We start from the raw sequence: 23,143 nt of genomic DNA, 5'->3' as shown, positions 1-23,143 counted from the left end.
AACGCTCGGCTGGGAAACCCCAGCCGAGCGCCTGCAAAAACTACTCGCGGCCCGATCAGACCAACCACGTGTTGCAACAACCCCTAGAAACCGCCCGGTCGGTCGTGGGGCCCTTTCGTGAGCGTCAGCTCAGACGTTGAAGCCCAGCGCGCGCAGCTGCTCGCGGCCGTCGTCCGTGATCTTGTCCGGTCCCCACGGCGGCATCCAGACCCAGTTGATCTTGAGTTCGCTGACGATGCCGTCCGTCGCCGACTTCGCCTGGTCCTCGATCACATCGGTCAGCGGACAGGCCGCGGACGTCAGGGTCATGTCCAGGGTGGCGATATTGGAATCGTCGATGTGGATGCCGTAGATCAGACCGAGGTTGACGACATCGATGCCCAGCTCGGGGTCTACGACGTCGTACAGCGCCTCGCGGACCTCGTCCTCCGAGGCCGGCTTCATGGTCACGGTCTCGTTCTCGCTCATGCCGTCTCCTTCGTCGCGCTGCCGCCCAGAGCCTGGGCCGTCGCGTCCTTCCACGCCATCCAGCTCAGCAGAGCGCACTTGACGCGGGCGGGGTACTTCGAGACGCCGGCGAACGCGACCGCGTCCTCCAGCACCTCCTCCATGGCGTCGTCCGGCTCGATCTGCCCCTTGGACTGCATCAGCTCCAGGAAGGTGCCCTGGATCTTCTGCGCCTCGGCCAGCTCCTTGCCGACCAGGAGTTCGTTCAGTACGGATGCGCTGGCCTGGCTGATCGAGCAGCCCTGGCCCTCGTACGAGACATCCGCGATCAGCGAACCCTCGTACCGCACCCGCAGGGTGATCTCGTCACCGCAGGTGGGGTTGGTGTGGTGCACCTCGGCGTCGCCGTCCCGCAGACCGCGCCCGTGCGGGTGCTTGTAGTGGTCCAGGATGACGTCCTGGTACATCGAATCCAGCTTCACGGACAGCCTCTCAAGTCCTCATCCGAAGAAGTTACGGACGTGCTCCAGCCCCTCGACCAGAGCGTCGACCTCGGCGGGAGTGGAGTACAGATAGAAAGACGCCCTCGTGGTCGCGGGAATTCCGTACCGCAGGCAGACCGGCCGCGCGCAGTGGTGGCCGACCCGGACCGCGATGCCCTGCTCGTCGAGCACCTGCCCCACATCGTGCGGATGGATGTCCCCGAGCGTGAAGGAGATCGCGGCGCCGCGGTCCTCGGCCGTGGCCGGGCCGATGATCCTGAGGTCCGGGACCTCCAGCAGCCGCTTCACCGCGTACGCGGTGATCGCGTGCTCATGCGCGGCGATGGCGTCCATGCCGATCGCGGAGAGATAGTCCACGGCCGCGCCGAGGCCGACGGCCTGGGCGATCGGGGGCGTACCCGCCTCGAACTTGTGCGGCGCCGGAGCGTAGGTCGACGAGTGCATCGACACGGTCTCGATCATCTCGCCACCGCCCAGGAACGGCGGCAGGTCCTCCAGCAGCTCCTGCCGGCCCCAGAGGACCCCGATGCCGGTCGGACCGCACATCTTGTGGCCGGTGAAGGCCACGAAGTCGGCCTGGAGGGCCTGCACGTCGACCGTCATGTGCGGGGCGGCCTGCGAGGCGTCGATCAGCACCAGCGCGCCGACCTCCTGCGCCCGCCGGACGATCGCCTCGACCGGGTTGACCGTGCCCAGGATGTTGGAGACCAGTACGAAGGAGACGATCTTCGTCTTCTCCGTGATGACCTCGTCGATGTGGGACAGGTCGAGCCGGCCGTCGTCGGTGAGGCCGAACCACTTCAGCTTCGCGCCGGTGCGCTGCGAGAGCAGCTGCCACGGCACGATGTTGGAGTGGTGCTCCATCTCCGTGATGACGATCTCGGTCTCGTGGTCCACCCGGTACGGCTCGTCCGCCCAGCCGAGCATGTTGGCGACGAGGTTGAGCGACTCGGAGGCGTTCTTGGTGAAGATCACCTCATCGCGGCTGGGCGCGTTGATGAAGGCGGCGACCTTGTCACGGGCGCCTTCGTACAGCGCCGTGGCCTCCTCGGCGAGCACATGCACGCCACGGTGGACATTGGCGTTGTGCTGCTCGTAGTACTCGTTGAGGGCGTCGAGCACCTGGCGCGGCTTCTGCGAGGTCGCCGCGTTGTCCAGGTAAACGACCTTCTTCCCGTCGTGGACCACACGATCCAGCAGGGGGAAGTCCTTGCGGATCGCCTCGGTGTCGAGAAGGCCCGGCAACTGTGTCACGCCGTGACGCCACCCTTCGCGTATGCCTCGTAGCCCTCGTTCTCCAGCTTGTCGGCCAGCTCCGCGCCGCCGGACTCGGCGATGCGGCCCTGTGCGAAGACATGCACGAAGTCGGGCTTGATGTAGCGGAGAATCCGCGTGTAGTGCGTGATCAGCAGGGTGCCGACCTCGCCGGTCTCCCGGACGCGGTTGACGCCCTCGGAGACGACGCGCAGCGCGTCGACGTCGAGGCCGGAGTCGGTCTCGTCGAGGATCGCGATCCTGGGCTTGAGCAGTTCGAGCTGGAGGATCTCGTGGCGCTTCTTCTCACCGCCGGAGAAGCCCTCGTTCAGGTTCCGCTCGGCGAAGGCGGGGTCCATCTGGAGGCGCTCCATGGTCTCCCTGACCTCCTTCACCCACGTACGCAGCTTGGGGGCCTCGCCGCGGACGGCGGTGGCGGAGGTGCGCAGGAAGTTGGAGACCGAGACGCCGGGGACCTCGACCGGGTACTGCATCGCGAGGAAGAGGCCGGCGCGGGCGCGCTCGTCGACGGTCATCGCCAGGACGTCCTCGCCGTCCAGCGTCACGGTGCCACCGGTGATCGTGTACTTGGGGTGGCCCGCGAGGGAGTAGGCGAGGGTCGACTTGCCGGAGCCGTTGGGGCCCATGATGGCGTGCGTCTCGCCCTGCTTGACGGTCAGGTCGACGCCCTTGAGGATCTCGCGGGCGCCGTGCTCGGCCTCGACGGAGACGTGCAGGTCATGGATTTCAAGCGTTGCCATGGGTGACTCAGGACTCCTGGGTGACGGAGACGAGCACATCGTCCCCTTCGATCTTTACGGGGTATACGGGGACGGGGCGCGTCGCGGGAAGACCGGACGGTTTACCGGTACGGAGGTCGAAGCTGGAGCCGTGCAACCAGCATTCGATCATGCAGTCCTCGACCTCGCCCTCCGACAGCGACACATTCGCGTGCGAGCAGATGTCGTTGATCGCGAACACCTCGCCCTCGGTACGGACGATGGAGACCGGCGTGCCGTCGAGTTCCACCCGCTTCGGGGTGTCCTCCTCCAGCTCGCCCAGCCCACAGACACGGACGAAGGCCATCAGAGCGATGCCTCCAGCTCCGCCTCGATCTTGGCCAGCAGGCGTTCCTCGACGTCCGGCAGACCGATCTGCTGGACCAGCTCGGCGAAGAAGCCCCGGACGACGAGGCGGCGGGCCTCGGTCTCCGGAATGCCGCGGGCCATCAGATAGAAGAGCTGCTCGTCGTCGAACCGGCCGGTGGCCGAGGCGTGGCCGGCGCCGGCGATCTCACCGGTCTCGATCTCCAGGTTCGGCACGGAGTCGACCCGCGCGCCGTCCGAGAGGACCAGGTTCCGGTTCATCTCGTAGGTGTCGGTGCCCTCGGCCGAGGCGCGGATGAGCACATCGCCGATCCATACGGCGTGCGCGTCGATGCCCTGCAGCGCGCCCTTGTACGCGGCGTTGGACTTGCAGTGCGGGGCGTTGTGGTCGACGAAGAGGCGGTGCTCCTGGTGCTGGCCGCGGTCGGTGAAGTAGAGGCCGAGCAGCTCGGCCTCACCGCCGGGGGCGGCGTACTGGACGCGCGGCTGGAGCCGTACGAGATCGCCGCCGAAGGTGACCACGATCGACTTGAAGGAGGCGTCCCGGCCGACCAGCGCGTTGTGCTGGGCGACATGGACGGCCTTGTCGTCCCAGTCCTGGACGGAGACGACGGTCAGCTTGGCGCCGTCGCCGATGAGGTAGTCGACGTTACCGGCGATCACCGCGTCGCCGGTGTGGTCGATGACCACGACCGCCTCGGCGAAGGCTCCCAGCTCGATGATCTGGTGGCCATAGGCGGTCCCGCCCTCGCCGTGGACGGCGATCCGGATCGGCTCGCTCAGCACCGTCTCCTTGGGCACCGAGACGACCGAGGCCTTCTCGAAGGAGGAGTACGCCTGGGCGGCGACCCGGTCCACCGGCGTACCGGCCTTGCCGACGCGTGCGTCGTCACGGCCGACGGTCTCGACGATGACGCCCTCGGGGGCGGTCACCTCGATCGTGACGCTGCCGTCCACCGCGACGGCGGTGCCGTCGTGCAGACCGCGCAGCCGCTCCAGCGGCGTGAACCGCCACTCCTCCTCACGGCCGTGCGGGACGGGGAAGTCCGCGACGTCGAAGGAGGGGGGCGCGCTCATGCGCGTGGCGACGGTGGACTCGGCGGCCACCGCGATCGACCCGGCGGTGGTGGAACCCGCCGGAATGTTCTGAGCCTCAGCCATGGCTGTCGTCGTGCTCTCTCTCTGCCTCTGCGTAAGAAAACGGTCGCTGCTGGGGAAGGGCGTGTCGAGCCGGGTCAGCCGACGGAGCCTTCCATCTGCAGCTCGATCAGCCGGTTGAGCTCCAGCGCGTACTCCATGGGCAGTTCCTTGGCGATCGGCTCGACGAAGCCGCGCACGATCATCGCCATCGCCTCGAACTCGGAGAGACCGCGGCTCATCAGATAGAAGAGCTGGTCCTCGGAGACCTTGGAGACGGTCGCCTCGTGGCCCATGGACACGTCGTCCTCGCGGACGTCCACGTACGGGTAGGTGTCGGAGCGCGAGATGGTGTCGACCAGCAGCGCGTCACAGAGCACGTTGGACTTGGAGCCCGCGGCGCCCTCGCCGATCTCGATCAGACCGCGGTACGAGGTACGGCCGCCACCGCGCGCCACCGACTTGGAGACGATGTTCGACGAGGTGTTCGGGGCCATGTGGACCATCTTGGCGCCGGCGTCCTGGTGCTGGCCCTCGCCCGCGAAGGCGATGGACAGGGTCTCGCCCTTGGCGTGCTCGCCCATCAGGTAGACGGCCGGGTACTTCATGGTGACCTTGGAGCCGATGTTGCCGTCGACCCACTCCATGGTCGCGCCCTCGTACGCCACGGCGCGCTTGGTGACCAGGTTGTAGACGTTGTTCGACCAGTTCTGGATGGTCGTGTAGCGGCAGCGCGCGCCCTTCTTGACGATGATCTCGACCACGGCGCTGTGCAGCGAGTCCGAGGAGTAGATCGGGGCGGTACAGCCCTCGACGTAGTGGACGTAGGCGTCCTCGTCGACGATGATCAGCGTCCGCTCGAACTGGCCCATGTTCTCCGTGTTGATACGGAAGTAGGCCTGGAGCGGGATGTCGACGCGCACACCCTTCGGCACATAGATGAACGATCCGCCGGACCACACGGCCGAGTTCAGCGAGGCGAACTTGTTGTCGCCGACCGGGATGACCGTGCCGAAGTACTCCTGGAACAGCTCCGGGTGCTGCTTGAGCGCCGTGTCGGTGTCCAGGAAGATGACGCCCTGCTCCTCCAGGTCCTCGCGGATCTGGTGGTAGACGACCTCGGACTCGTACTGCGCGGCGACACCGGCGACGAGACGCTGCTTCTCCGCCTCGGGGATGCCGAGCCTGTCGTACGTGTTCTTGATGTCCTCCGGCAGTTCCTCCCAGGAAGCGGCCTGCTTCTCGGTGGACCGTACGAAGTACTTGATGTTGTCGAAGTCGATGCCCGACAGGTCCGAGCCCCAGTTGGGCATGGGCTTCTTGTCGAACAGGCGCAGACCCTTGAGCCGCAGCTTCAGCATCCACTCCGGCTCGTTCTTCTTCTCCGAGATGTCGCGGACGACAGCCTCGGAGAGACCGCGCTTGGCAGCGGCGCCGGCCGCGTCGGAGTCGGCCCAGCCGAATTCGTACGTGCCCAGACCCTCGAGCTCAGGATGGGCAGTCTCCGTGGGGAGCGTCATTCGGGGTTCCTCCCGGCTGTGCTTGCAGATGCGTGATGGGTGGTCTGTGGGGTGGCACGGGGAATGAATGTCGTGCAGACCCCGTCACCGTGCGCGATGGTGGCCAGCCGCTGCACATGCGTCCCGAGCAGCTGGGAGAAGAATTCCGTCTCCGCCTCGCACAGCTGGGGGTACTGCTCGGCGACATGCGCGACCGGGCAGTGGTGCTGGCAGAGCTGCTCGCCCTGCTGGTTGGGCGCGCTACGCGCCGTAGCAGCGTACCCGTCGGTGCTCAGCGCCTTGGCGAGTGCCTCGGTACGCTTCCCGGGCTCGGCGGCCTCGACCGCCTCGCGGTAGGCCCCGGCCTGGGCGGCGATCCGGGCGCGGGCGAAGGCGGCGACGGCCGCCTCGCCCCGCTCTCCGCCGCCGGCCGCCCGGGCGATCCACTGCAGGGCGTCGGCGGCGAGCTGGTCGTAGGACTGATCGAAGGCGTCCCGGCCGCAGTCGGTCAGGACGAACACCTTGGCGGGGCGGCCGCGGCCACGCGAGCCGTAGACACGCTGGTCGCGCGGTTCCACCACGGAATCGGCGGCGAGGGTGTCGAGATGACGGCGGACGGCGGCCTGGGTCAGGCCGAGGCGCCCCGCCAGCTCGGAGACGGTGGACGGGCCGTGGTCCAGGATGGAGCGCGCGACCCGGTTGCGAGTCGAGTGCTCGCCGGTCGCGAGTTCCTCCTGGGGAGCCTCGCCAACGTATTTCACAACGCCATTGTTGCGTAATTCCTCCGACCGTGACAACCGTCGTCCGGCGCAGGTCACCGTGCGCTCCATCACTAAGGGTTACCTAATAAGGCGCGTTCCACCCGTGCTGACCGCCCCTTTCGCCCCCGCGGACCGGGGCCCTCGCGGCGCTGCCTAGACTTCCCGGCATGTACAGCGACCTCCCGGGTGATTCCCTGCCCGAAAGCGGCACCGCCGCGGGCCGGACCCCCGGAGAGCCCGTCGTGGAGATCCGGGGCCTGGTCAAGCGCTACAGGGGCAAGGCCGCCGTGGACGGCCTGGATCTGGTGGTCCGCGCCGGTACGGTCACCGCCGTCCTCGGCCCCAACGGAGCGGGCAAGACCACCACGGTCGAGATGTGCGAGGGCTACCGCAGACCCGACGCGGGCACCGTACGCGTCCTCGGTCTCGACCCCGTCGCCGACGCCGCCCGGCTCCGCCCCCGTATCGGCGTGATGCTCCAGTCGGGTGGCGTGTACTCCGGCGCGCGCGCCGACGAGATGCTCCGCCACATGGCCCGGCTGCACGCGCGCCCGCTCGATGTGGACGCCCTGATCGAGCGGCTCGGCCTGGGCGGCTGCGGCCGTACCACCTACCGGCGGCTCTCCGGCGGCCAGCAGCAGCGGCTCGCGCTCGCCCTGGCCGTCGTCGGCCGCCCCGAACTGGTCTTCCTGGACGAACCGACCGCCGGGCTCGACCCGCAGGCCCGCCGCTCCACCTGGGATCTCGTGCGCGAGCTGCGCGCCGACGGCGTGGGCACGGTACTGACCACGCATTTCATGGACGAGGCCGAGGCGCTGGCCGACGATGTCGTGATCATCGACGCCGGCAAGGTCATCGCCCAGGGCAGCCCCGAGGAGCTGTGCCGCGACGGCGCGGAGAACACCCTGCGCTTCACCGGGCGCCCCGGGCTCGACCTCGGCTCGCTGCTGAAGGCGCTGCCCCACGGCAGCACGGCCGACGAGCCGGCGTCGGGCGCGTACCGGATCGGCGGCACGGTCGATCCGCAGCTGCTGGCCACGGTGGCCTCCTGGTGCGCACAGCACGGCGTGATGCCGGACGGCATCTCCGTCGAGCGGCACACCCTGGAGGACGTCTTCCTCGAACTGACCGGCAGGGAGCTGCGTTCATGAGCACCGGTACGTACGCCCCGGCGCCCGGCGCCGCCCCGCTGCTCCGCATGATCACGGCGCAGACGGCGTTCGAGACGAAGCTGCTGCTGCGCAACGGCGAACAGCTGCTGCTGACCGTGATCATCCCGTCGCTGCTGCTGGTGCTGTTCTCGACGGTCGACATCATCGACACCGGCACCGACAAGGCGGTGGACTTCCTGGCCCCCGGTGTCCTCGCGCTGGCCGTGATGTCCACGGCGTTCACCGGCCAGGCCATCGCCACCGGCTTCGAGCGGCGGTACGGAGTGCTCAAGCGGCTCGCCGCCTCGCCACTGCCGCGCTGGGCCCTGATGACCGCCAAGACGCTGTCCGTGCTGGTCACCGAAGTGCTCCAGATCGCGCTGCTGACGGTGATCGCCTTCGCGCTCGGCTGGTCGCCGCACGGCAACCCCTTCGCCGTCCTGCTGCTGCTCGTGCTGGGCACCGCGGCCTTCTCCGGGCTCGGCCTGCTGATGGCCGGGACGCTCAGGGCCGAGGCGACCCTCGCCGCCGCGAACCTGGTCTTCCTGCTGCTCCTGGTGGGCGGCGGAGTGATCGTGCCGCTGGACAGGTTCCCGGACGCGGCGCAGTCGGTGCTCGGGCTGCTGCCGATCTCGGCGCTCTCCGACGGGCTGCGGGACGTCCTCCAGCACGGCGCGGCGATGCCCTGGGGCGACCTGGGCGTCCTCACCGTCTGGGCCGCCGCCGGCCTCGGCGCGGCAGGTGTGTTCTTCCGCTGGGAGTAGGCGGGAAACGGGCCTCCGTGGCCGTGGAGACGCGGCATACGTACCCCTCGTGAAAACCTGCACAAGCTCGCGCCTACCATGGTTGCCGTGCTGACCCCCCTCGCCTACATCGCCCAGCGCTGGACGCCGTCCCCCCGTACGCTCCAGCGCGCCGCGCTCGGCGCCGTCCTGATGAGCGTGCTGATCATCATCACCGGCGGCGCGGTCCGGCTGACCGGTTCCGGCCTCGGCTGCGACACCTGGCCCAAGTGCACGGACGACAGCCTCTTCGCCACACCGGAACAGGGGCTGCACGGCGCGATCGAGTTCGGCAACCGGATGCTGACGTACGTCCTGTGCGCGGCGGTCGGCTGGGCGATCATCGCGGCGCGCTCCACCAAGCCCCGGCGGCGCGGACTGACCCGGCTCGCCTGGTCGCAGTTCTGGATCGTGATGGGCAATGCCGTCATCGGCGGCGTCACCGTGTGGATGGGGCTCAACCCCTGGACCGTGGCGGGCCACTTCGTCCTCGCCACCGGCCTGCTCACCGTCACCACCCTGACCTGGCTGCGCACCCGCGAGGGCGACGGCGCCGCACGCCCGCGCGTCCCGCGCCCCGTGCGCAAGCTGTCCTGGGCGCTCGTCGTCGCCTCGGTGGTACTGATCGCGGCGGGTACGACGGTGACGGGCTCAGGACCGCACGCGGGCGACAGCAGCGATGTCCCCAGGATGCCGTTCGACTGGGCCACCGCCGCCCATGTGCACGCGGTGTTCGCCTGGATCGTCTGCGCGCTGGCCCTGGCGATGTGGCTGGTCCTGCGCGTGGTGGACGCCCCCCTCGACACCCGGGCGCGCGCCCGCGACCTGCTGCTGGTCCTGCTCGCCCAGGGCGCCATCGGCTATGTGCAGTTCTTCACCGATCTCCCCGAAGTCCTGGTCGGCGCCCACATGTTCGGCTCCTGCCTGGTGTGGATCTCCGTCCTTCGGGTGGCGATGAGCCTGCGCGAGCGGCCGCGGACCACGGCGGAGATCCCCGCGCAGTCGGACACGGCGCTGTCCACCGTCTGACAGCCGTAGCGCTGTCAGCATCCGACAGTCGTCCGACAGCCTCAGGGGCGGCCCGTCAGCTGTGGGCGCGGCCGCCGACCTGGATGCCGGCCATCCGGCTCCACTCGTACGGCCCGGTGCGCACCTTGGCCGCGAACTCCCCGTCGAAGGACTCGTGCAGGGTGAGCCCCGCCTTCTCGGCGGCGTTCTTGGCGAGGGCGTGCGAGGGAGCGACGAGATCGCCCCAGTGGCCGTCCTCCCCGACGAGCACGATGCGGGTGCCCGCCTGTCCGAGGTACGCGAGCTGCCCCTCGGCGCCGCCGTGCCGCTTGGTGAAGGCACCGATCTGCTTCGCTAGCCGGGCGGCCCTGCGCTCGTCGCGCGCCTCCCGCCGGGACCGGTCCTTGTTCTCGTCGCTGTTCTCGTCGCTCTGGTCGACCTGCTCGATCTCTGCCATGAACGGGATGCTACCGACGGGTAGATCAATAAGCGACGGGCGGGGCACGTGGCCTCGGCCACGCACCCCGCCCGCGATGTCTGTCTCCCGGCGGTTACCGCAGGAAGGGATCCACCGCCACCGCCACGAAGAGCAGCGAGACATAGGTGATGGACCAGTGGAACAGCCGCATCTCCTTGAGCTTGCCGCCGCTCTCCCCGGCCTTGGCGCGCGACTGGAGTCCGTGCGCCTCCCAGAGCCAGTAGCCGCCGGCCACCAGCGCCACCGCCGTGTAGAACCAGCCGGTGTAGCCCAGCGGGGTCAGCAGCAGCGAGACGGCGACCATCACCCAGCTGTAGAGGACGATCTGGCGGGCCACCACCCGGTTGGACGCGACGACCGGGAGCATCGGCACCCCGACGCGCGCGTAGTCCTCCTTCACCTTCATCGACAGCGGCCAGTAGTGCGGCGGCGTCCAGAAGAAGATGACAAGGAAAAGAATGACCGCGGCCCAGGACACCGAATTCGTGACCGCGGACCAGCCGATCAGCACCGGCATACAGCCCGCGATACCGCCCCAGACGATGTTCTGCGAGGTACGGCGCTTGAGAATCATCGTGTAGACGACGACGTAGAAGAGCAGCGCGCCCAGCGAAAGGGCCGCGGAAAGCCAGTTGACCAGGAATCCGAACCAGAGCGTCGAGATCACGGTCAGCGCGAGGCCGAAGACCAGCCCCTCACGGGGCGAGACCATCCCGGTGACCAGGGGACGCTGCGACGTACGGTCCATCAGGGCGTCGATGTCGCGGTCGATGTACATGTTCAGGGCGTTGGCGCCACCGGCGGAGAGATAACCGCCGATACAGGTGGTGAGCACCAGCCACAGGTCCGGCACGCTCTGAGCGGCCAGGAACATCACCGGCACGGTGGTGATGAGCAACAGCTCGATGATCCGTGGCTTGGTCAGCGCCACGAATGCCTTGACGCGGGCCCCGAACGGCCGATGGCCCCCCGGGCTCGGAGTCAAGACGACCCCTGCGGGTCGGGACTCGACGGCCGTCACGCACACCCCTGACAGAGAAATCCCAGCAAGCTCCCGGCGTGAAGACCGGGTAAAGACTTGCGCGTACCACGCCACTCTAGACGTTGCCCAGATGCCGTTCTTCGCGGGGGTGGTGTCGTGTTGAGGGCCCTCCCGGGACGGCCCGAGACCGTGCCGGGAGGCGAAGTCGGCACACGCGGCGCACCCTGGTAACGCACTCGGAAAGATGGCTGTTGGCTGCGGGTAGGCTCGACAGCGAACCGGTGCGCCCTCAGACACCGGGATTCGATCATGTGGAGAGGAGCCCTGACTCAGGGTGAGCACCAAGCCGATCACCACAGACCTCGAGTGGACCGAATTGGACGGGAGGGCAGTCGATACTGCCCGCGTCCTGGCCATGGATTCCGTACAGAAGGTCGGCAACGGCCATCCGGGTACGGCCATGAGCCTGGCGCCCGCCGCCTACGTACTGTTCCAGAAGCTCATGCGGCACGACCCGGCAGACGCTCAGTGGACCGGCCGCGACCGGTTCATCCTCTCGGCGGGGCACTCGTCCCTGACCCTCTACATCCAGCTCTACCTGGCCGGCTACGGCCTGGAGCTGTCTGATCTGGAGGCATTCCGCACCTGGGGTTCGAAGACCCCGGGCCACCCGGAGCACGGACACACCGTCGGCGTCGAGACCACCACGGGCCCGCTCGGGCAGGGTGTCGCGAATGGTGTGGGCATGGCGATGGCCTCCCGCTACGAGCGCGGTATGTACGACCCGGACGCGGCGGCCGGCACCTCCCCCTTCGACCACACCGTCTGGGTCATCGCCGGTGACGGGTGCCTTCAGGAGGGTGTCTCGGCCGAGGCGTCCTCGCTGGCCGGCCACCAGAAGCTGGGCAATCTGGTCCTGCTCTGGGACGACAACCACATCTCGATCGAGGGCGACACGGAGACCGCGGTCTCCGAGGACACCCTCAAGCGGTACGAGGCGTACGGCTGGCACGTCCAGCGCGTCGAGCAGCTGCCCAACGGCGACCTCGACCCGGCCGGTCTGTACAAGGCGCTGAGGGCCGCGCAGGCGGAGACCGAGCGCCCCTCCTTCATCGCGGCCCGCTCGATCATCGCCTGGCCCGCCCCGCACGCGCAGAACACCGAGGCCGCGCACGGCTCGGCGCTCGGCGACGAAGAGGTCGCGGCCACCAAGAAGGTCCTCGGCTTCGACCCGGAGAAGTCCTTCGACGTCGCCGACGAGGTCCTCGCGCACACCCGTGAGGCGCTCGACCGCGGCCGCGAGACGCGCGCCACGTGGGAGAAGACGTTCGCCGCGTGGCGTACGGCCAACCCGGAGCGCGCGGCCACCTTCGACCGGGTCAGGGCGGGCGAACTGCCCGCGGGCTGGGAGGACAAGCTCCCCGCCTTCGAGACCGGCAAGGCCGTCGCGACGCGCGCCGCGTCCGGCAAGGTCCTCCAGGCGCTCGGCGAGGTCATCCCCGAGCTGTGGGGCGGCTCCGCCGACCTCGCGGGGTCGAACAACACGACGATCGACAAGACGTCGTCGTTCCTCCCGGTGGGCAACCCGCTGCCGGGGGCCGACCCTTACGGCCGCACGGTGCACTACGGCATCCGCGAGCACGCCATGGGCTCGACGATGAACGGCATCGCGCTGCACGGCAACACCCGTATCTACGGCGGCACTTTCCTGGTGTTCTCCGACTACATGCGCCCGGCCGTCCGGCTCGCGGCGCTGATGCAGGTGCCCGTCACCTATGTCTGGACGCACGACTCCATCGGTCTGGGCGAGGACGGCCCGACCCACCAGCCGGTCGAGCAGCTCTCGGCGCTGCGTGCCATCCCGGGTCTGAACATCGTCCGGCCGGCCGACGCCAACGAGACGGCCATCGCCTGGCGCGAGATCCTCAAGCGGCACGCCAAGGGCGCCCCGCACGGTCTGGCTCTCACCCGCCAGGGCGTGCCCACGTACGAGGCCAACGAGGATGCCGCCAAGGGCGGTTACGTCCTGTTCGAGGCCGAGGGCGGCACACCGGAGGTCGTGCTGATCGGTACGGGCTCCGAGGTGCAGCTGGCCGTGGAGGCGCGCGAGCAGCTCCAGGCCGCAGGTATCGCGGCCCGGGTGGTCTCGATGCCGTCGGTGGAGTGGTTCGAGGAGCAGGACCAGGGGTACCGGGACTCGGTGCTGCCGCCGTCCGTCAAGGCGCGGGTGGCGGTCGAAGCCGGGATCGGGCTCACCTGGCACCGCTTCGTCGGTGAGGCCGGTCGCATCGTCTCGCTGGAGCACTTCGGTGCTTCCGCGGACGCCAAGGTCCTCTTCCGCGAGTTCGGCTTCACCGCTGACGCGGTGGCCGCCGCAGCCCGGGAATCTCTTGCGGCGTCAGCGCGCTGACGCCCGTATACGACAGTAGGAGATGCAAACCTCATGACAGACGCACTCAAGCGCCTCTCCGAAGAAGGCGTCGCGATCTGGCTCGACGACCTCTCGCGCACGCGCATCACGTCCGGCAATCTCGCCGAACTGATCGACCAGCAGCACGTGGTGGGCGTCACGACCAACCCGTCGATCTTCCAGAAGGCGATCTCGCAGGGCAGCGGCTACGACAGCCAGCTCACCGACCTCGCCACCCGCAGGGTCACCGTCGAAGAAGCCGTCCGCATGATCACGACGGCGGACGTCCGTGACGCCGCCGACATCCTGCGTCCGGTCTTCGACGCGACGCAGGGCCAGGACGGCCGGGTCTCCATCGAGGTCGACCCGCGCCTGGCGCACAGCACGGCGGCGACCATCGCCGAGGCCAAGCAGCTCGCCTGGCTGGTGGACCGCCCGAACACGCTCATCAAGATCCCGGCGACGAAGGCCGGTCTGCCGGCGATCACCGAGACCATCGCCCGCGGCATCAGCGTCAACGTCACGCTGATCTTCTCGCTGGCGCGCTACCGCGAGGTCATGGACGCCTACCTCACCGGTCTGGAGAAGGCCAAGGCCGCGGGCCTGGACCTCTCGAAGATCCACTCGGTGGCGTCCTTCTTCGTGTCCCGGGTGGACACCGAGATCGACAAGCGGCTCGACGCGCTGGGCACGCCCGAGGCCAAGGAGGCCCGCGGCAAGGCGGCCGTGGCCAACGCCCGCCTCGCGTACGAGGCGTACGAAGAGGTCTTCTCCGGCGACCGCTGGACGGCCCTGGACCGGGCGCAGGCCAACAAGCAGCGTCCGCTGTGGGCCTCGACCGGTGTGAAGGACCCGGCGTACAAGGACACGATGTACGTCGACGAGCTGGTGGCCCCCAACACGGTGAACACCATGCCGGAGGCCACGCTCGACGCCACGGCGGACCACGGCTCGATCACGGGCGACACGGTGCGTGGCACGTACGACCAGGCGCGCGCCGACCTCGAGGCCGTCGAGAAGCTCGGGATCTCGTACGACGACGTCGTCCAGCTGCTGGAGGACGAGGGCGTCGAGAAGTTCGAGACGGCCTGGACCGATCTGCTCAAGTCGACGGAGGCGGAGCTCAAGCGCCTCGCTCCTTCGGAGGGCTGAACCCTTGACCGCAACCCACGGAGCAAACCCGCTCCGTGACGCCGCGGACCGACGGCTCCCGCGTATCGCGGGGCCGTCGGGCCTGGTCATCTTTGGCGTTACGGGCGATTTGTCCCGCAAAAAGCTCATGCCTGCCATCTATGACCTGGCCAACCGTGGTCTGCTGCCGCCGGGCTTCTCGCTCGTCGGTTTCGCCCGCCGCGAGTGGAAGGACGAGGACTTCGCGCAGGAGGTGCACGACGCCGTCAAGGAGCACGCGCGCACCCCGTTCCGCGAGGAGGTCTGGCAGCAGCTCATCCAGGGGATGCGCTTCGTCCAGGGCGACTTCGACGACGACGACGCGTTCGAGAACCTGAAGTCGACGATCGAGGGGCTCGACAAGTCGCAGGGCACCGGCGGCAACTTCGCGTTCTATCTCTCCGTGCCGCCGAAGTTCTTCCCCCAGGTCGTCAAGCAGCTCAAGAAGCACGGGCTGGCCGAGAAGGAGGGCTCCTGGCGCCGCGCGGTCATCGAGAAGCCGTTCGGCCACGACCTGGTGTCCGCGCAGAACCTCAACAAGGTCGTCCACGAGGTCTTCCCGTCCAACGAGGTCTTCCGGATCGACCACTACCTGGGCAAGGAGACCGTCCAGAACATTCTGGCGCTGCGGTTCGCCAACACCCTCTTCGAGCCGATCTGGAACCGGTCGTACGTCGACCATGTCCAGATCACCATGGCCGAGGACATCGGCATCGGCGGCCGCGCCGGCTACTACGACGGCATCGGCGCCGCCCGTGACGTCATCCAGAACCACCTGCTCCAGCTGCTCGCGCTGACCGCGATGGAGGAGCCCGCCTCCTTCGACGCGGACGCGCTGGCCGCAGAGAAGACCAAGGTGCTGGGGGCCGTACGGCTGCCCAAGGACCTCGGCGCCCACACGGTGCGCGCGCAGTACGCGGCGGGCTGGCAGGGCGGTGAGAAGGCCGTCGGCTATCTGGAGGAAGACGGGATCAACGCCACGTCGAAGACCGACACCTACGCCGCGGTGAAGCTGGAGATCGACAACCGCCGCTGGGCGGGTGTCCCGTTCTATCTCCGTACCGGCAAGCGGCTCGGCCGCCGGGTCACCGAGATCGCGGTCGTCTTCCAGCGCGCCCCGCACTCCCCCTTCGACCACACGGCCACGGAGGAACTGGGACAGAACGCCCTGGTCATCCGGGTCCAGCCGGACGAAGGCGTGACGATGCGCTTCGGCTCGAAGGTGCCGGGCACCTCGATGGAGGTGCGGGACGTCTCGATGGACTTCGCCTACGGCGAGTCCTTCACGGAGTCGAGCCCCGAGGCGTACGAGCGGCTCATCCTCGATGTGCTGCTCGGCGACTCCAACCTCTTCCCGCGCGTGGAGGAGGTCGAGCTCTCCTGGAAGATCCTCGACCCGATCGAGGAGTACTGGGAGAAGCACGGCAAGCCCGCGCAGTACGAGTCCGGGACCTGGGGTCCGGCCGAGGCGGACGAGATGCTCGCACGAGACGGACGGAGCTGGCGCCGGCCATGAAGATCGACCTTACGGACACCACGTCCAGCAAGATCAACAAGGCACTGGTGCAGGGACGCCGGGCGATCGGCACCCCCGCCGTCGGCATGGTTCTCACGCTGGTCATCGTCACCGACGAGGAGAACGCGTACGACGCGCTCAAGGCCGCCAACGAGGCGTCCCGTGAGCATCCGTCGAGGAAGCTCGTCGTCGTCAAGCGCATCTCGCGTTCGCCGCGTGACCGGGCCAAGCCCCGGCTCGACGCCGAGGTACGGGTGGGCGTGGACGCGGGCACCGGTGAGACGGTCGTCCTGCGGCTGTACGGCGAGGTCATGGACCACGCCCAGTCGGTGGTGCTGCCGCTGCTGCTGCCCGACGCTCCCGTCGTGGTGTGGTGGCCGGTGAACGCGCCGGTGAACCCGGCGGCGGACGCACTGGGCAAGCTGGCGCAGCGCCGGGTGACGGACACCTACGCCGCCGAGCACCCCGTCGAGGAGCTGACGGCCCGCGCCGACGCGTACACCCCGGGCGACACGGATCTGGCCTGGACCCGGATCACGCCGTGGCGCTCGATGGTCGCGGCCGCCCTGGACCAGGTGGACTGCGCGGTCACCTCGGTGGAGGTGGAGGGCGAGGAGCACAACCCGAGCTGCGAGCTGCTCGGCATGTGGCTCGCGAGCCGGCTGAAGGTACCGGTGAAGCGCGGCGTCTCGTCGGGTCCTGGCCTCACGGCCGTACGGATGGAGACGACCTGCGGGCCGATCAAGCTGGACCGGGCGGACGGCTCACTGGCGACTCTCGCCATCGAGGGGCAGCCGGACCGGGCGGTGGCGCTGAAGCGCCGCGAGACCTCGGAGCTGATCGCGGAGGAGCTGCGCAGGCTGGACCCGGACGACACCTACGCGTCGGTCCTGCGGTTCGGTGTGCACCGGCTGGGTGAGGCATCGGAGCCGGCGTCCGCTTCGTCGAAGGCCGGCCCGCCGGCCGCCGCTGCCGCGGCGAAGAAGCCACCGGCCAAGAAGGCGGCCTCGAAGTGAGCGCTCCCCAACTCGTCGTCCACCGCGACAAGGAGCTGATGGCGCAGGCCGCGGCGGCCCGGCTGATCACGAAGATCGTGGACGCGCAGGCCGCCCGGGGCTCCGCCTCGGTCGTCCTGACGGGCGGACGCAACGGCAACGGGCTGCTGGCCGCGATGTCGGCGGCGCCCGCGCGTGACGCGGTCGACTGGTCGCGGCTGGATCTGTGGTGGGGCGACGAGCGCTTCCTCCCGGAGGGCGATCCGGAGCGGAACATCACCCAGGCGCGGGAGGCACTGCTCGACTCGGTGCCGCTCGACCCGTCGCGGGTGCATGTGATGCCGGCCTCGGACGGTGCGTACGGGAGCGACGTGGAGGCGGCGGCCGCCGCGTACGCCACGGAACTCGCCGCCGCGTCCCGGCCGGAGGACCACGCGCAGGTGCCGAGCTTCGACGTCCTGATGCTCGGTGTCGGTCCGGACACCCATGTGGCGTCGCTCTTCCCGGAGCTGCCGGGCGTACGGGAGACCGAACGCACGGTGGTCGCGGTGCACGGCGCCCCAAAGCCCCCGCCGCTCCGTATCTCCCTCACGCTGCCCGCGATCCGCGCGGCACACGAGGTGTGGCTGCTGGCGGCGGGCGAGGACAAGGCGAAGGCCGCTGAGATCGCCCTGTCGGGCGCGGGCGAGATCCAGGCCCCGGCCGCCGGCGCCTACGGCCGCAGCCGCACGCTGTGGCTGCTGGACGCGGCGGCGGCGTCGGCCCTCCCCCGCGGCCTCTATCCCCCGGCGTCCGCCTGACGCCTCAGCGGTACGACAGCACGCGGCCCGGCTCGCCTCCCCGGCGGTCCGGGCCGCGCCGTTTGTGCTCGTCAGGTTTCGAGGAAGGGCGTCAGCAGGCCGGGGACCGCCGCTTCCGCGAAGCTGAGGCCCTCTTCCTCCGCCGCGTCGAACACGTGGTACGCGCCCGCGCCGGCCGCCGTGGTCGCCGTCAGCGTGAGCAGGCCCGCGCGACGCTGGAAGTACGACTGTCTGACGGTCCAGCCGATCACGCCGCCGCGCTGGAGGGCGACCGTCGTACGGCGCAGCGTCCCCGAGCGGGCGACCAGATAGGAGCCGCTGAGGCCGTGGCCCAGGCTGCGGTAGGCGTCGAGGGCGAGGAGGACGGCCGCCGGCAGCAGGATCACGGCGGTCGCCGACGCCACGTACAGCAGGACGTCGGTGAGCAGCAGCCCGAGGACGGTGAGGATGACGGCCGGCAGCAGTGCGGCGGCCACGGCCCTGCGCAGCCTGCGGCCGCGGGCGGCGCGGGGGTGCGGGGCCAGCCGGGCCGAGTGCGGCGGGGACGCGGGCTCGCGCAGGACCCGCGCCGCCACCGCGTCCGCCACCGCGCGCGGCGCGGCGGGCAGCAGGGTCTTGTGGTCGGCGTGCTGGTCCTCCTCGTCCTGGACGAGGCCGGTGGCGACCGCGTCCAGCCTGGCCGCCCCGGCCATCCGGACGCCGAGCGGCTCGACCAGCTCCACGCCCCGCAGCCGCCGCTCCTCGATGGAGACCGAACGGGAGGTGAGCAGCCCCCGGCGGACCCGCAGGGTGCCGCCCGGCTCCCGCTCCAGCCGGTAGTTCCACCACATCTCGATCCACAGGCCGAGCGCGCCGACGACCCCGGCGAGCCCCGCCGCCGCCATGAGGACCAGGATCATCCAGACGAGAGGGGTGTCCCTGAACCGGTCGCCCACCCAGTGGATCACCCGCGCCTGCGCGCCGAACCACTCGCTGACCTGCAGCAGACCGCCGGCCGCCGCGCCACCGAGCGCCGGGGCGAGGAAGGATATCGGGGCGTAGCGGATCCAGCCGGGGTCAAGGACGGCCAGCGTGGATTCCCGGTGCGCCCCGGGCGCCGCCGGTGTGCGGTCGAGCAGCTCCGTGCGCAGCCGCTCGCCCTCGGCCCGGGTGACGGGGTCGAGTTCCAGCGTGGATTCACCCCCGGAGTGTTCCCCGGTGCCTATGCGGACCTTCACGAGGCCGAGCACCCGGAGCAGGGGATGGGCCGTCAGGTCGACGCTGCGGATCCGCTCGCGGGCCAGTGAGCGGCGCCTGACCAGGAACAGGCCCGTGTGCAGCTCGGCCCGCTCGGGCCCTATGCGATAGCGGGTGCGTCGCCAGCGGACGTAGTCCCCGCCCGTACCGCAGGCGATCAGCGCCACGGCCCCGGCCAGCACCCAGGCGAGTGCCTTCCAGAGCGGCATGCCGCCCGCCATTCCGATGGCGGCCGGTACACCCGCGCCCAGGACGACCCCCGCCATGACCGCCGCGGTGACGAGGAGGGTACGCCGGTCGAGCCGCCGCCACTCCTGCTCCGCGGGCTCAGCCGCCCCGCTCATGTGGCGTCCCCCGGGGTGGCCTGGGTGATCCGGGTGAGCTGCTCGGCCAGCTCCGCGGCCAGCTCGTGGTCGAGCCCCTCGATCCGTACCGCGCCCTTGGAGGACGCGGTCGTGACGATCACGGTGGAGAGCTTGAACAGCTGCTCCAGCGGACCGCGCACGGTGTCCACGGTCTGGATCCGGGACATCGGCGCGATCCGCCACTCCTGCCAGAAGAAGCCGGTGCGGACATAGACCGCCTCGTCCGTCACCTCCCAGCGGTGCACCCGGAACCACCACGTGGGTATGAGCGCCGTGCAGGCCGTCCCGAACACCGCCAGCACCACGGCGGGGACCAGCAGCCACAGCCGCGCGGGGGCGATGAGCGCCCCCAGCACGGCCAGCACGGCGACGGGGATCACGGTCAGCAGCAGCCACTGCGCGCGCCACCAGCCGATGGCGCGCTCGTCCAGCGTGTTCTTCGGCGGCCGCAGCCGTCGTATCCCCTCCCCCATCGGTTCAGCGGCCGCGCATCGAGCGGTAGGTGGCGACCAGCGCCGCGGTCGAGCTGTCCAGCCCCTCGCCGGCCTCGTCGCCGGTGAGCACCGGTTCGATCTTCCTGGCGAGGACCTTGCCGAGCTCGACGCCCCACTGGTCGAAGGAGTCGATGTTCCAGATGGCGCCCTGGACGAACACCTTGTGCTCGTACAGCGCGATCAGCTGGCCGAGGACGGACGGGGTGAGCTTCTCGGCGAGGATGGTGGTGGTCGGGTGGTTGCCGCGGAACGTCTTGTGCGGCACCAGCTCCTCGGGCACCCCCTCGGCCTGTACCTCCTCGGGCGTCTTGCCGAAGGCGAGCGCCTGGGTCTGGGCGAAGAAGTTGGCCATGAGCAGGTCGTGCTGCGCGACCAGCCGGCGTGACAGATCGTCGACCGGCCGGGCGAAGCCGATGAAGTCCGCCGGGATGACCTTGGTGCCCTGGTGGAGCAACTGGTAGTACGCGTGCTGCCCGTTGGTGCCCGGCGTGCCCCAGACCACCGGTCCGGTCTGCCAGTCGACGGGGTTGCCGTCCCGGTCCACGGACTTGCCGTTGGACTCCATGTCCAGCTGCTGGAGATAGGCCGTGAACTTCGACAGGTAGTGGCTGTACGGCAGGACGGCGTGCGACTGGGCGTCGAAGAACGATCCGTACCAGACGCCGAGCAGGCCGAGCAGCAGCGGGGCGTTGTCCTCGGGCGCAGCCGTACGGAAGTGCTCGTCGATGAGATGGAAGCCGTCGAGCATCTCGCGGAAGCGGCCGGGGCCGATCGCGATCATCAGCGAGAGCCCGATCGCCGAGTCGTACGAGTAGCGCCCGCCGACCCAGTCCCAGAACTCGAACATGTTGGCCGTGTCGATGCCGAAGTCGGAGACCTTCTCGGCGTTCGTGGAGAGCGCCACGAAGTGCTTGGCGACGGCCTCCTGGCCGTCCTGGAGCTCGGTCAGCAGCCAGTCGCGGGCGGAGGTGGCGTTGGTGATGGTCTCGATGGTGGTGAAGGTCTTCGAGGCGATGATGAACAACGTCTCGGCCGCGTCCAGGTCCCGGACGGCCTCGTGCAGATCGGCGCCGTCGACGTTGGAGACGAAACGGACCGTCAGATCGCGGTCGGTGAAGGACCGGAGGAATTCGTACGCCATCGCGGGACCGAGGTCGGAGCCGCCGATACCGATATTGATCACGTTCTTGATGGGCCGGCCGGTGTGGCCGGTCCACTCGCCGGACCTGACCTTGTCGGCGAAGGCGCTCATCTTGTCGAGCACGGCGTGCACCCCCGGCACGACGTTCACCCCGTCCACCTCGATGACGGCGTCACGCGGGGCGCGCAGCGCGACGTGCAGCACGGCGCGGTCCTCGGTGGTGTTGATCTTCTCGCCGCGGAACATCGCGTCCCGCAGCTCCGTCACCCCGGCGGCCGCGGCCAGCTCGCGCAGCAGCGCCAGTGTCTCGTCCGTCACCAGATGCTTCGAGTAGTCCAGGTGGAGGTCGCCGGCCTGGAGGGTGTAGCCGGTGCCGCGCGCCGCGTCGGAGGCGAACAGCTCCCGCAGTTGCGTCGCCCCCAGCTGCTCGCGGTGCTTGCCCAGTGCGCTCCACTCGGGCATCCGGTTGAGCCTGGTACGGCTTCCTGCGTTCATCTCGGACATCAGCCCACTTCTTCTCGTGCCTGCGTGCCTGCGCCGCCGCTGTCCGAACCAACTTAATTGATCAGCGCCGACAACGACGCGACGGCCAGCGCGAACAGCCCGGCCGCCAGCAGGGCGGGGGTATTGAGCCCCCAGCCGGCCGCCGCCACACCGCCCAGCAGCGCGCCGAACGGCGCCCCGGCCACGGCGAGGGTGCGGAAGGCGGAGCTGATCCGGCCCAGCATGTGCGCGGGGCTGCGTTCCTGCATCAGGGTCGTCTGGTTCACGTTCCACACCATCCCGAAGACACCGAACACCGCGAGACAGCTGATCGCCGCCGCTGTCTCACGCACCGTCCCCAGCACGACCAGACTGCCCGTCTGGACCAGCCCGGCGAGGAAAATGCTCCGCACCCGCCCCACCCGCTCGGAGAGCCGCTTGGCCAGCAGGCCGCCCAGCACGCTCCCCATCCCGTAGGCCGCGAGGGTCAGGGCATAGCCCTTGGTGCCCGCGTCCAGCCAGCCCGTGACATGCAGGACCAGGGTCGCGATCAGACCGCCCATCCCTATGTTGCAGAGCGTGGTCGCCAGGCAGAGACCGCGCAGCGTCCGGTCGCGCCACAGGGCACGCATTCCCTCGGCGATCTCCCCGCGCAGCGTGGCGCCCGCCTTGCGCGGGGCCCGCGCCGGGGGCTCGGCCCGCAGCGAGCCGATCAGCAGCGCGGCCACCCCATAGGTGACGGCGTCGGCCGCGTACGGCACGGCGGCGCCCGCGAGCAGCAGCACCGGCACCAGGGGCGCGGCGAGAAAGGCGTTGGCGATCTGCTGTCCGGTCATCAGCCGGGCGTTGGCGCTGCCGAGCGCCTGCGGCGGCACCAGCGAGGGCAGCAGGGCCGTGGCGGCGTTGTCGAAGAGGGTCTGGAGGGTGGTGAGGACGAAGGCGAGCGCGATCAACAGGGCGATGGACGCCTGGCCGAGGCCGACGGCCACCGCGAAGGCCGCCATCAGCGCGCCCCGTACCAGATCCACGCCCCACATCGCCCGCCGCTGGTCGACCCGGTCCGCGACCGCCCCGCCGAGCAGCCCGAACAGCAGCCAGGGCAGATAGCCGCAGGCCGTCACCGAGGCGATCAGCAGCGGGTCGTCCGTCAGCGAGGCGGCGAGCAGGGGCATGGCCGCCGCCCGCAGCGCGTCACCGAACCGGGAGATGACCGCGGCCGACCACAGCCGGCCGAACCCCCCGCGCCACGCGGGTGCCCGTACCTCCACAGCGTCGACAGCCGTCACAACTACCCCTTCCGGTCGACCGATTCATGACCGTAGGGGGTGGCACTGACAACGCGGCCCGGACGCCGGAGGCGCCCAAAGGGGGCAGTACGGGATAAAAGCGATCCGACCGGACACCTTGAGGAGTCCGGCCGGAACA

General features: G+C 69.7%; 22 protein-coding genes. 8 read left to right on the top strand and 14 right to left on the bottom strand.

The genetic code is table 11. The features are described from left to right. Nucleotides 1–129: 129 nt before the first annotated feature. From ACZ6MZ_RS29575 to ACZ6MZ_RS29540, 8 genes are all read right to left on the bottom strand, one after another. Nucleotides 130–468, bottom strand: a complete 339-nt coding sequence (locus ACZ6MZ_RS29575; RefSeq protein ID WP_384183468.1) for a metal-sulfur cluster assembly factor — start codon at nucleotides 466–468, stop codon at nucleotides 130–132. Next, nucleotides 465–929 carry a Fe-S cluster assembly sulfur transfer protein SufU gene (sufU, locus tag ACZ6MZ_RS29570; RefSeq protein WP_469355403.1) on the bottom strand — a complete coding sequence of 155 codons (465 nt, stop codon included), beginning with the start codon at nucleotides 927–929 and terminating at the stop codon, nucleotides 465–467. The genes ACZ6MZ_RS29575 and sufU overlap by 4 nt, the downstream gene beginning before the upstream one ends. Before the next feature lie 18 nt (nucleotides 930–947). Then, nucleotides 948–2,204, bottom strand: coding sequence for a cysteine desulfurase (locus ACZ6MZ_RS29565; protein ID WP_384183473.1), 1,257 nt, complete (start codon nucleotides 2,202–2,204; stop codon nucleotides 948–950). Beyond that, nucleotides 2,201–2,965, bottom strand: coding sequence for a Fe-S cluster assembly ATPase SufC (sufC, locus tag ACZ6MZ_RS29560; protein ID WP_384183476.1), 765 nt, complete (start codon nucleotides 2,963–2,965; stop codon nucleotides 2,201–2,203). The genes ACZ6MZ_RS29565 and sufC overlap by 4 nt, the downstream gene beginning before the upstream one ends. A gap of 7 nt (nucleotides 2,966–2,972) precedes the next feature. Continuing rightward, on the bottom strand, nucleotides 2,973–3,290 hold the full coding sequence (locus ACZ6MZ_RS29555) for a bifunctional 3-phenylpropionate/cinnamic acid dioxygenase ferredoxin subunit (RefSeq protein ID WP_384183479.1): 318 nt from the start codon (nucleotides 3,288–3,290) through the stop codon (nucleotides 2,973–2,975). Further along, on the bottom strand, nucleotides 3,290–4,471 hold the full coding sequence (sufD, locus tag ACZ6MZ_RS29550) for a Fe-S cluster assembly protein SufD (protein WP_389788168.1): 1,182 nt from the start codon (nucleotides 4,469–4,471) through the stop codon (nucleotides 3,290–3,292). The genes ACZ6MZ_RS29555 and sufD overlap by 1 nt, the downstream gene beginning before the upstream one ends. Before the next feature lie 74 nt (nucleotides 4,472–4,545). Further along, nucleotides 4,546–5,967, bottom strand: a complete 1,422-nt coding sequence (gene sufB / locus ACZ6MZ_RS29545) for a Fe-S cluster assembly protein SufB (RefSeq protein ID WP_384183484.1) — start codon at nucleotides 5,965–5,967, stop codon at nucleotides 4,546–4,548. Then, a complete protein-coding gene (locus ACZ6MZ_RS29540; protein ID WP_389788170.1) occupies nucleotides 5,964–6,707 on the bottom strand; it encodes a helix-turn-helix transcriptional regulator in 744 nt (247 codons plus the stop codon). The genes sufB and ACZ6MZ_RS29540 overlap by 4 nt, the downstream gene beginning before the upstream one ends. Before the next feature lie 167 nt (nucleotides 6,708–6,874). On the opposite strand from ACZ6MZ_RS29540, the gene ACZ6MZ_RS29535 reads away from it, so the two are divergent. The 3 genes from ACZ6MZ_RS29535 to ACZ6MZ_RS29525 all read left to right on the top strand — a co-directional run bounded on the left by ACZ6MZ_RS29535 (nucleotide 6,875) and on the right by ACZ6MZ_RS29525 (nucleotide 9,669). Next, the gene (locus ACZ6MZ_RS29535; protein ID WP_469355398.1) at nucleotides 6,875–7,858 is read left to right on the top strand and encodes an ABC transporter ATP-binding protein; all 984 of its coding nucleotides are present in this window, start codon (nucleotides 6,875–6,877) and stop codon (nucleotides 7,856–7,858) included. Next, on the top strand, nucleotides 7,855–8,622 hold the full coding sequence (locus ACZ6MZ_RS29530; protein ID WP_469355396.1) for an ABC transporter permease: 768 nt from the start codon (nucleotides 7,855–7,857) through the stop codon (nucleotides 8,620–8,622). Before ACZ6MZ_RS29535 ends, ACZ6MZ_RS29530 begins: the two co-directional genes overlap by 4 nt. Nucleotides 8,623–8,700: 78 nt before the next feature. Next, nucleotides 8,701–9,669 (top strand): COX15/CtaA family protein, encoded by a 969-nt coding sequence (locus ACZ6MZ_RS29525; RefSeq protein ID WP_389788176.1) that lies wholly within the window; start codon nucleotides 8,701–8,703, stop codon nucleotides 9,667–9,669. Nucleotides 9,670–9,724: 55 nt separating this feature from the next. Here the strand turns inward: ACZ6MZ_RS29525 and ACZ6MZ_RS29520 are convergent, their stop codons facing one another. Further along, a complete protein-coding gene (locus ACZ6MZ_RS29520; RefSeq protein ID WP_389788178.1) occupies nucleotides 9,725–10,105 on the bottom strand; it encodes a hypothetical protein in 381 nt (126 codons plus the stop codon). Between the two features lie 94 nt (nucleotides 10,106–10,199). Then, nucleotides 10,200–11,147, bottom strand: a complete 948-nt coding sequence (locus ACZ6MZ_RS29515; protein WP_384331253.1) for a heme o synthase — start codon at nucleotides 11,145–11,147, stop codon at nucleotides 10,200–10,202. Between the two features lie 295 nt (nucleotides 11,148–11,442). On the opposite strand from ACZ6MZ_RS29515, the gene tkt reads away from it, so the two are divergent. From tkt to pgl, 5 genes are read left to right on the top strand one after another with little or no spacing between them, the layout of a single operon-like run. After that, nucleotides 11,443–13,518, top strand: a complete 2,076-nt coding sequence (tkt, locus tag ACZ6MZ_RS29510; protein WP_469355393.1) for a transketolase — start codon at nucleotides 11,443–11,445, stop codon at nucleotides 13,516–13,518. Nucleotides 13,519–13,551: 33 nt separating this feature from the next. After that, nucleotides 13,552–14,670 carry a transaldolase gene (gene tal / locus ACZ6MZ_RS29505; RefSeq protein WP_469355391.1) on the top strand — a complete coding sequence of 373 codons (1,119 nt, stop codon included), beginning with the start codon at nucleotides 13,552–13,554 and terminating at the stop codon, nucleotides 14,668–14,670. 4 nt (nucleotides 14,671–14,674) lie between these two features. Further along, entirely contained in the window at nucleotides 14,675–16,204 is a 1,530-nt protein-coding gene (gene zwf / locus ACZ6MZ_RS29500) for a glucose-6-phosphate dehydrogenase (RefSeq protein WP_384183509.1), read from the top strand. After that, nucleotides 16,201–17,220: a glucose-6-phosphate dehydrogenase assembly protein OpcA gene (opcA, locus tag ACZ6MZ_RS29495; protein WP_389676793.1), complete on the top strand. Its 1,020-nt coding sequence runs from the start codon at nucleotides 16,201–16,203 to the stop codon at nucleotides 17,218–17,220. Before zwf ends, opcA begins: the two co-directional genes overlap by 4 nt. After that, nucleotides 17,217–17,999, top strand: coding sequence for a 6-phosphogluconolactonase (gene pgl, locus ACZ6MZ_RS29490; protein ID WP_469355388.1), 783 nt, complete (start codon nucleotides 17,217–17,219; stop codon nucleotides 17,997–17,999). Before opcA ends, pgl begins: the two co-directional genes overlap by 4 nt. A 71-nt stretch (nucleotides 18,000–18,070) precedes the next feature. Here pgl and ACZ6MZ_RS29485 read toward each other — a convergent pair whose 3' ends face one another. The 4 genes from ACZ6MZ_RS29485 to ACZ6MZ_RS29470 form a co-directional block, all read right to left on the bottom strand. Next, a complete protein-coding gene (locus ACZ6MZ_RS29485) occupies nucleotides 18,071–19,579 on the bottom strand; it encodes a PH domain-containing protein (protein ID WP_469355387.1) in 1,509 nt (502 codons plus the stop codon). Continuing rightward, nucleotides 19,576–20,073, bottom strand: a complete 498-nt coding sequence (locus tag ACZ6MZ_RS29480; RefSeq protein ID WP_469355385.1) for a PH domain-containing protein — start codon at nucleotides 20,071–20,073, stop codon at nucleotides 19,576–19,578. The genes ACZ6MZ_RS29485 and ACZ6MZ_RS29480 overlap by 4 nt, the downstream gene beginning before the upstream one ends. A gap of 4 nt (nucleotides 20,074–20,077) precedes the next feature. Next, nucleotides 20,078–21,730, bottom strand: coding sequence for a glucose-6-phosphate isomerase (gene pgi / locus ACZ6MZ_RS29475; RefSeq protein WP_469355412.1), 1,653 nt, complete (start codon nucleotides 21,728–21,730; stop codon nucleotides 20,078–20,080). A gap of 62 nt (nucleotides 21,731–21,792) precedes the next feature. After that, the gene (locus ACZ6MZ_RS29470; protein WP_469355383.1) at nucleotides 21,793–23,004 is read right to left on the bottom strand and encodes an MFS transporter; all 1,212 of its coding nucleotides are present in this window, start codon (nucleotides 23,002–23,004) and stop codon (nucleotides 21,793–21,795) included. Nucleotides 23,005–23,143 lie beyond the last annotated feature (139 nt).

It is taken from the genome of Streptomyces sp. NPDC042201 (assembly GCF_055582185.1).
Note: the sequence above shows the minus strand (reverse complement) of the source record. Positions and strands in the feature narration are given on the sequence as shown.

What these genes read in the sequence shown, in the direction of transcription:
- ACZ6MZ_RS29575 (WP_384183468.1), bottom strand. Translation starts at nt 468, where the DNA reads ATGAGCGAGAACGAGACCGTGACCATGAAGCCGGCCTCGGAGGACGAG.
- sufC (WP_384183476.1), bottom strand. Translation starts at nt 2,965, where the DNA reads ATGGCAACGCTTGAAATCCATGACCTGCACGTCTCCGTCGAGGCCGAG.
- ACZ6MZ_RS29555 (WP_384183479.1), bottom strand. Translation starts at nt 3,290, where the DNA reads ATGGCCTTCGTCCGTGTCTGTGGGCTGGGCGAGCTGGAGGAGGACACC.
- sufD (WP_389788168.1), bottom strand. Translation starts at nt 4,471, where the DNA reads ATGGCTGAGGCTCAGAACATTCCGGCGGGTTCCACCACCGCCGGGTCG.
- sufB (WP_384183484.1), bottom strand. Translation starts at nt 5,967, where the DNA reads ATGACGCTCCCCACGGAGACTGCCCATCCTGAGCTCGAGGGTCTGGGC.
- ACZ6MZ_RS29535 (WP_469355398.1), top strand. Translation starts at nt 6,875, where the DNA reads ATGTACAGCGACCTCCCGGGTGATTCCCTGCCCGAAAGCGGCACCGCC.
- ACZ6MZ_RS29530 (WP_469355396.1), top strand. Translation starts at nt 7,855, where the DNA reads ATGAGCACCGGTACGTACGCCCCGGCGCCCGGCGCCGCCCCGCTGCTC.
- ACZ6MZ_RS29525 (WP_389788176.1), top strand. Translation starts at nt 8,701, where the DNA reads ATGGTTGCCGTGCTGACCCCCCTCGCCTACATCGCCCAGCGCTGGACG.
- ACZ6MZ_RS29520 (WP_389788178.1), bottom strand. Translation starts at nt 10,105, where the DNA reads ATGGCAGAGATCGAGCAGGTCGACCAGAGCGACGAGAACAGCGACGAG.
- tal (WP_469355391.1), top strand. Translation starts at nt 13,552, where the DNA reads ATGACAGACGCACTCAAGCGCCTCTCCGAAGAAGGCGTCGCGATCTGG.
- opcA (WP_389676793.1), top strand. Translation starts at nt 16,201, where the DNA reads ATGAAGATCGACCTTACGGACACCACGTCCAGCAAGATCAACAAGGCA.
- ACZ6MZ_RS29485 (WP_469355387.1), bottom strand. Translation starts at nt 19,579, where the DNA reads ATGAGCGGGGCGGCTGAGCCCGCGGAGCAGGAGTGGCGGCGGCTCGAC.
- ACZ6MZ_RS29480 (WP_469355385.1), bottom strand. Translation starts at nt 20,073, where the DNA reads ATGGGGGAGGGGATACGACGGCTGCGGCCGCCGAAGAACACGCTGGAC.
- pgi (WP_469355412.1), bottom strand. Translation starts at nt 21,730, where the DNA reads ATGAACGCAGGAAGCCGTACCAGGCTCAACCGGATGCCCGAGTGGAGC.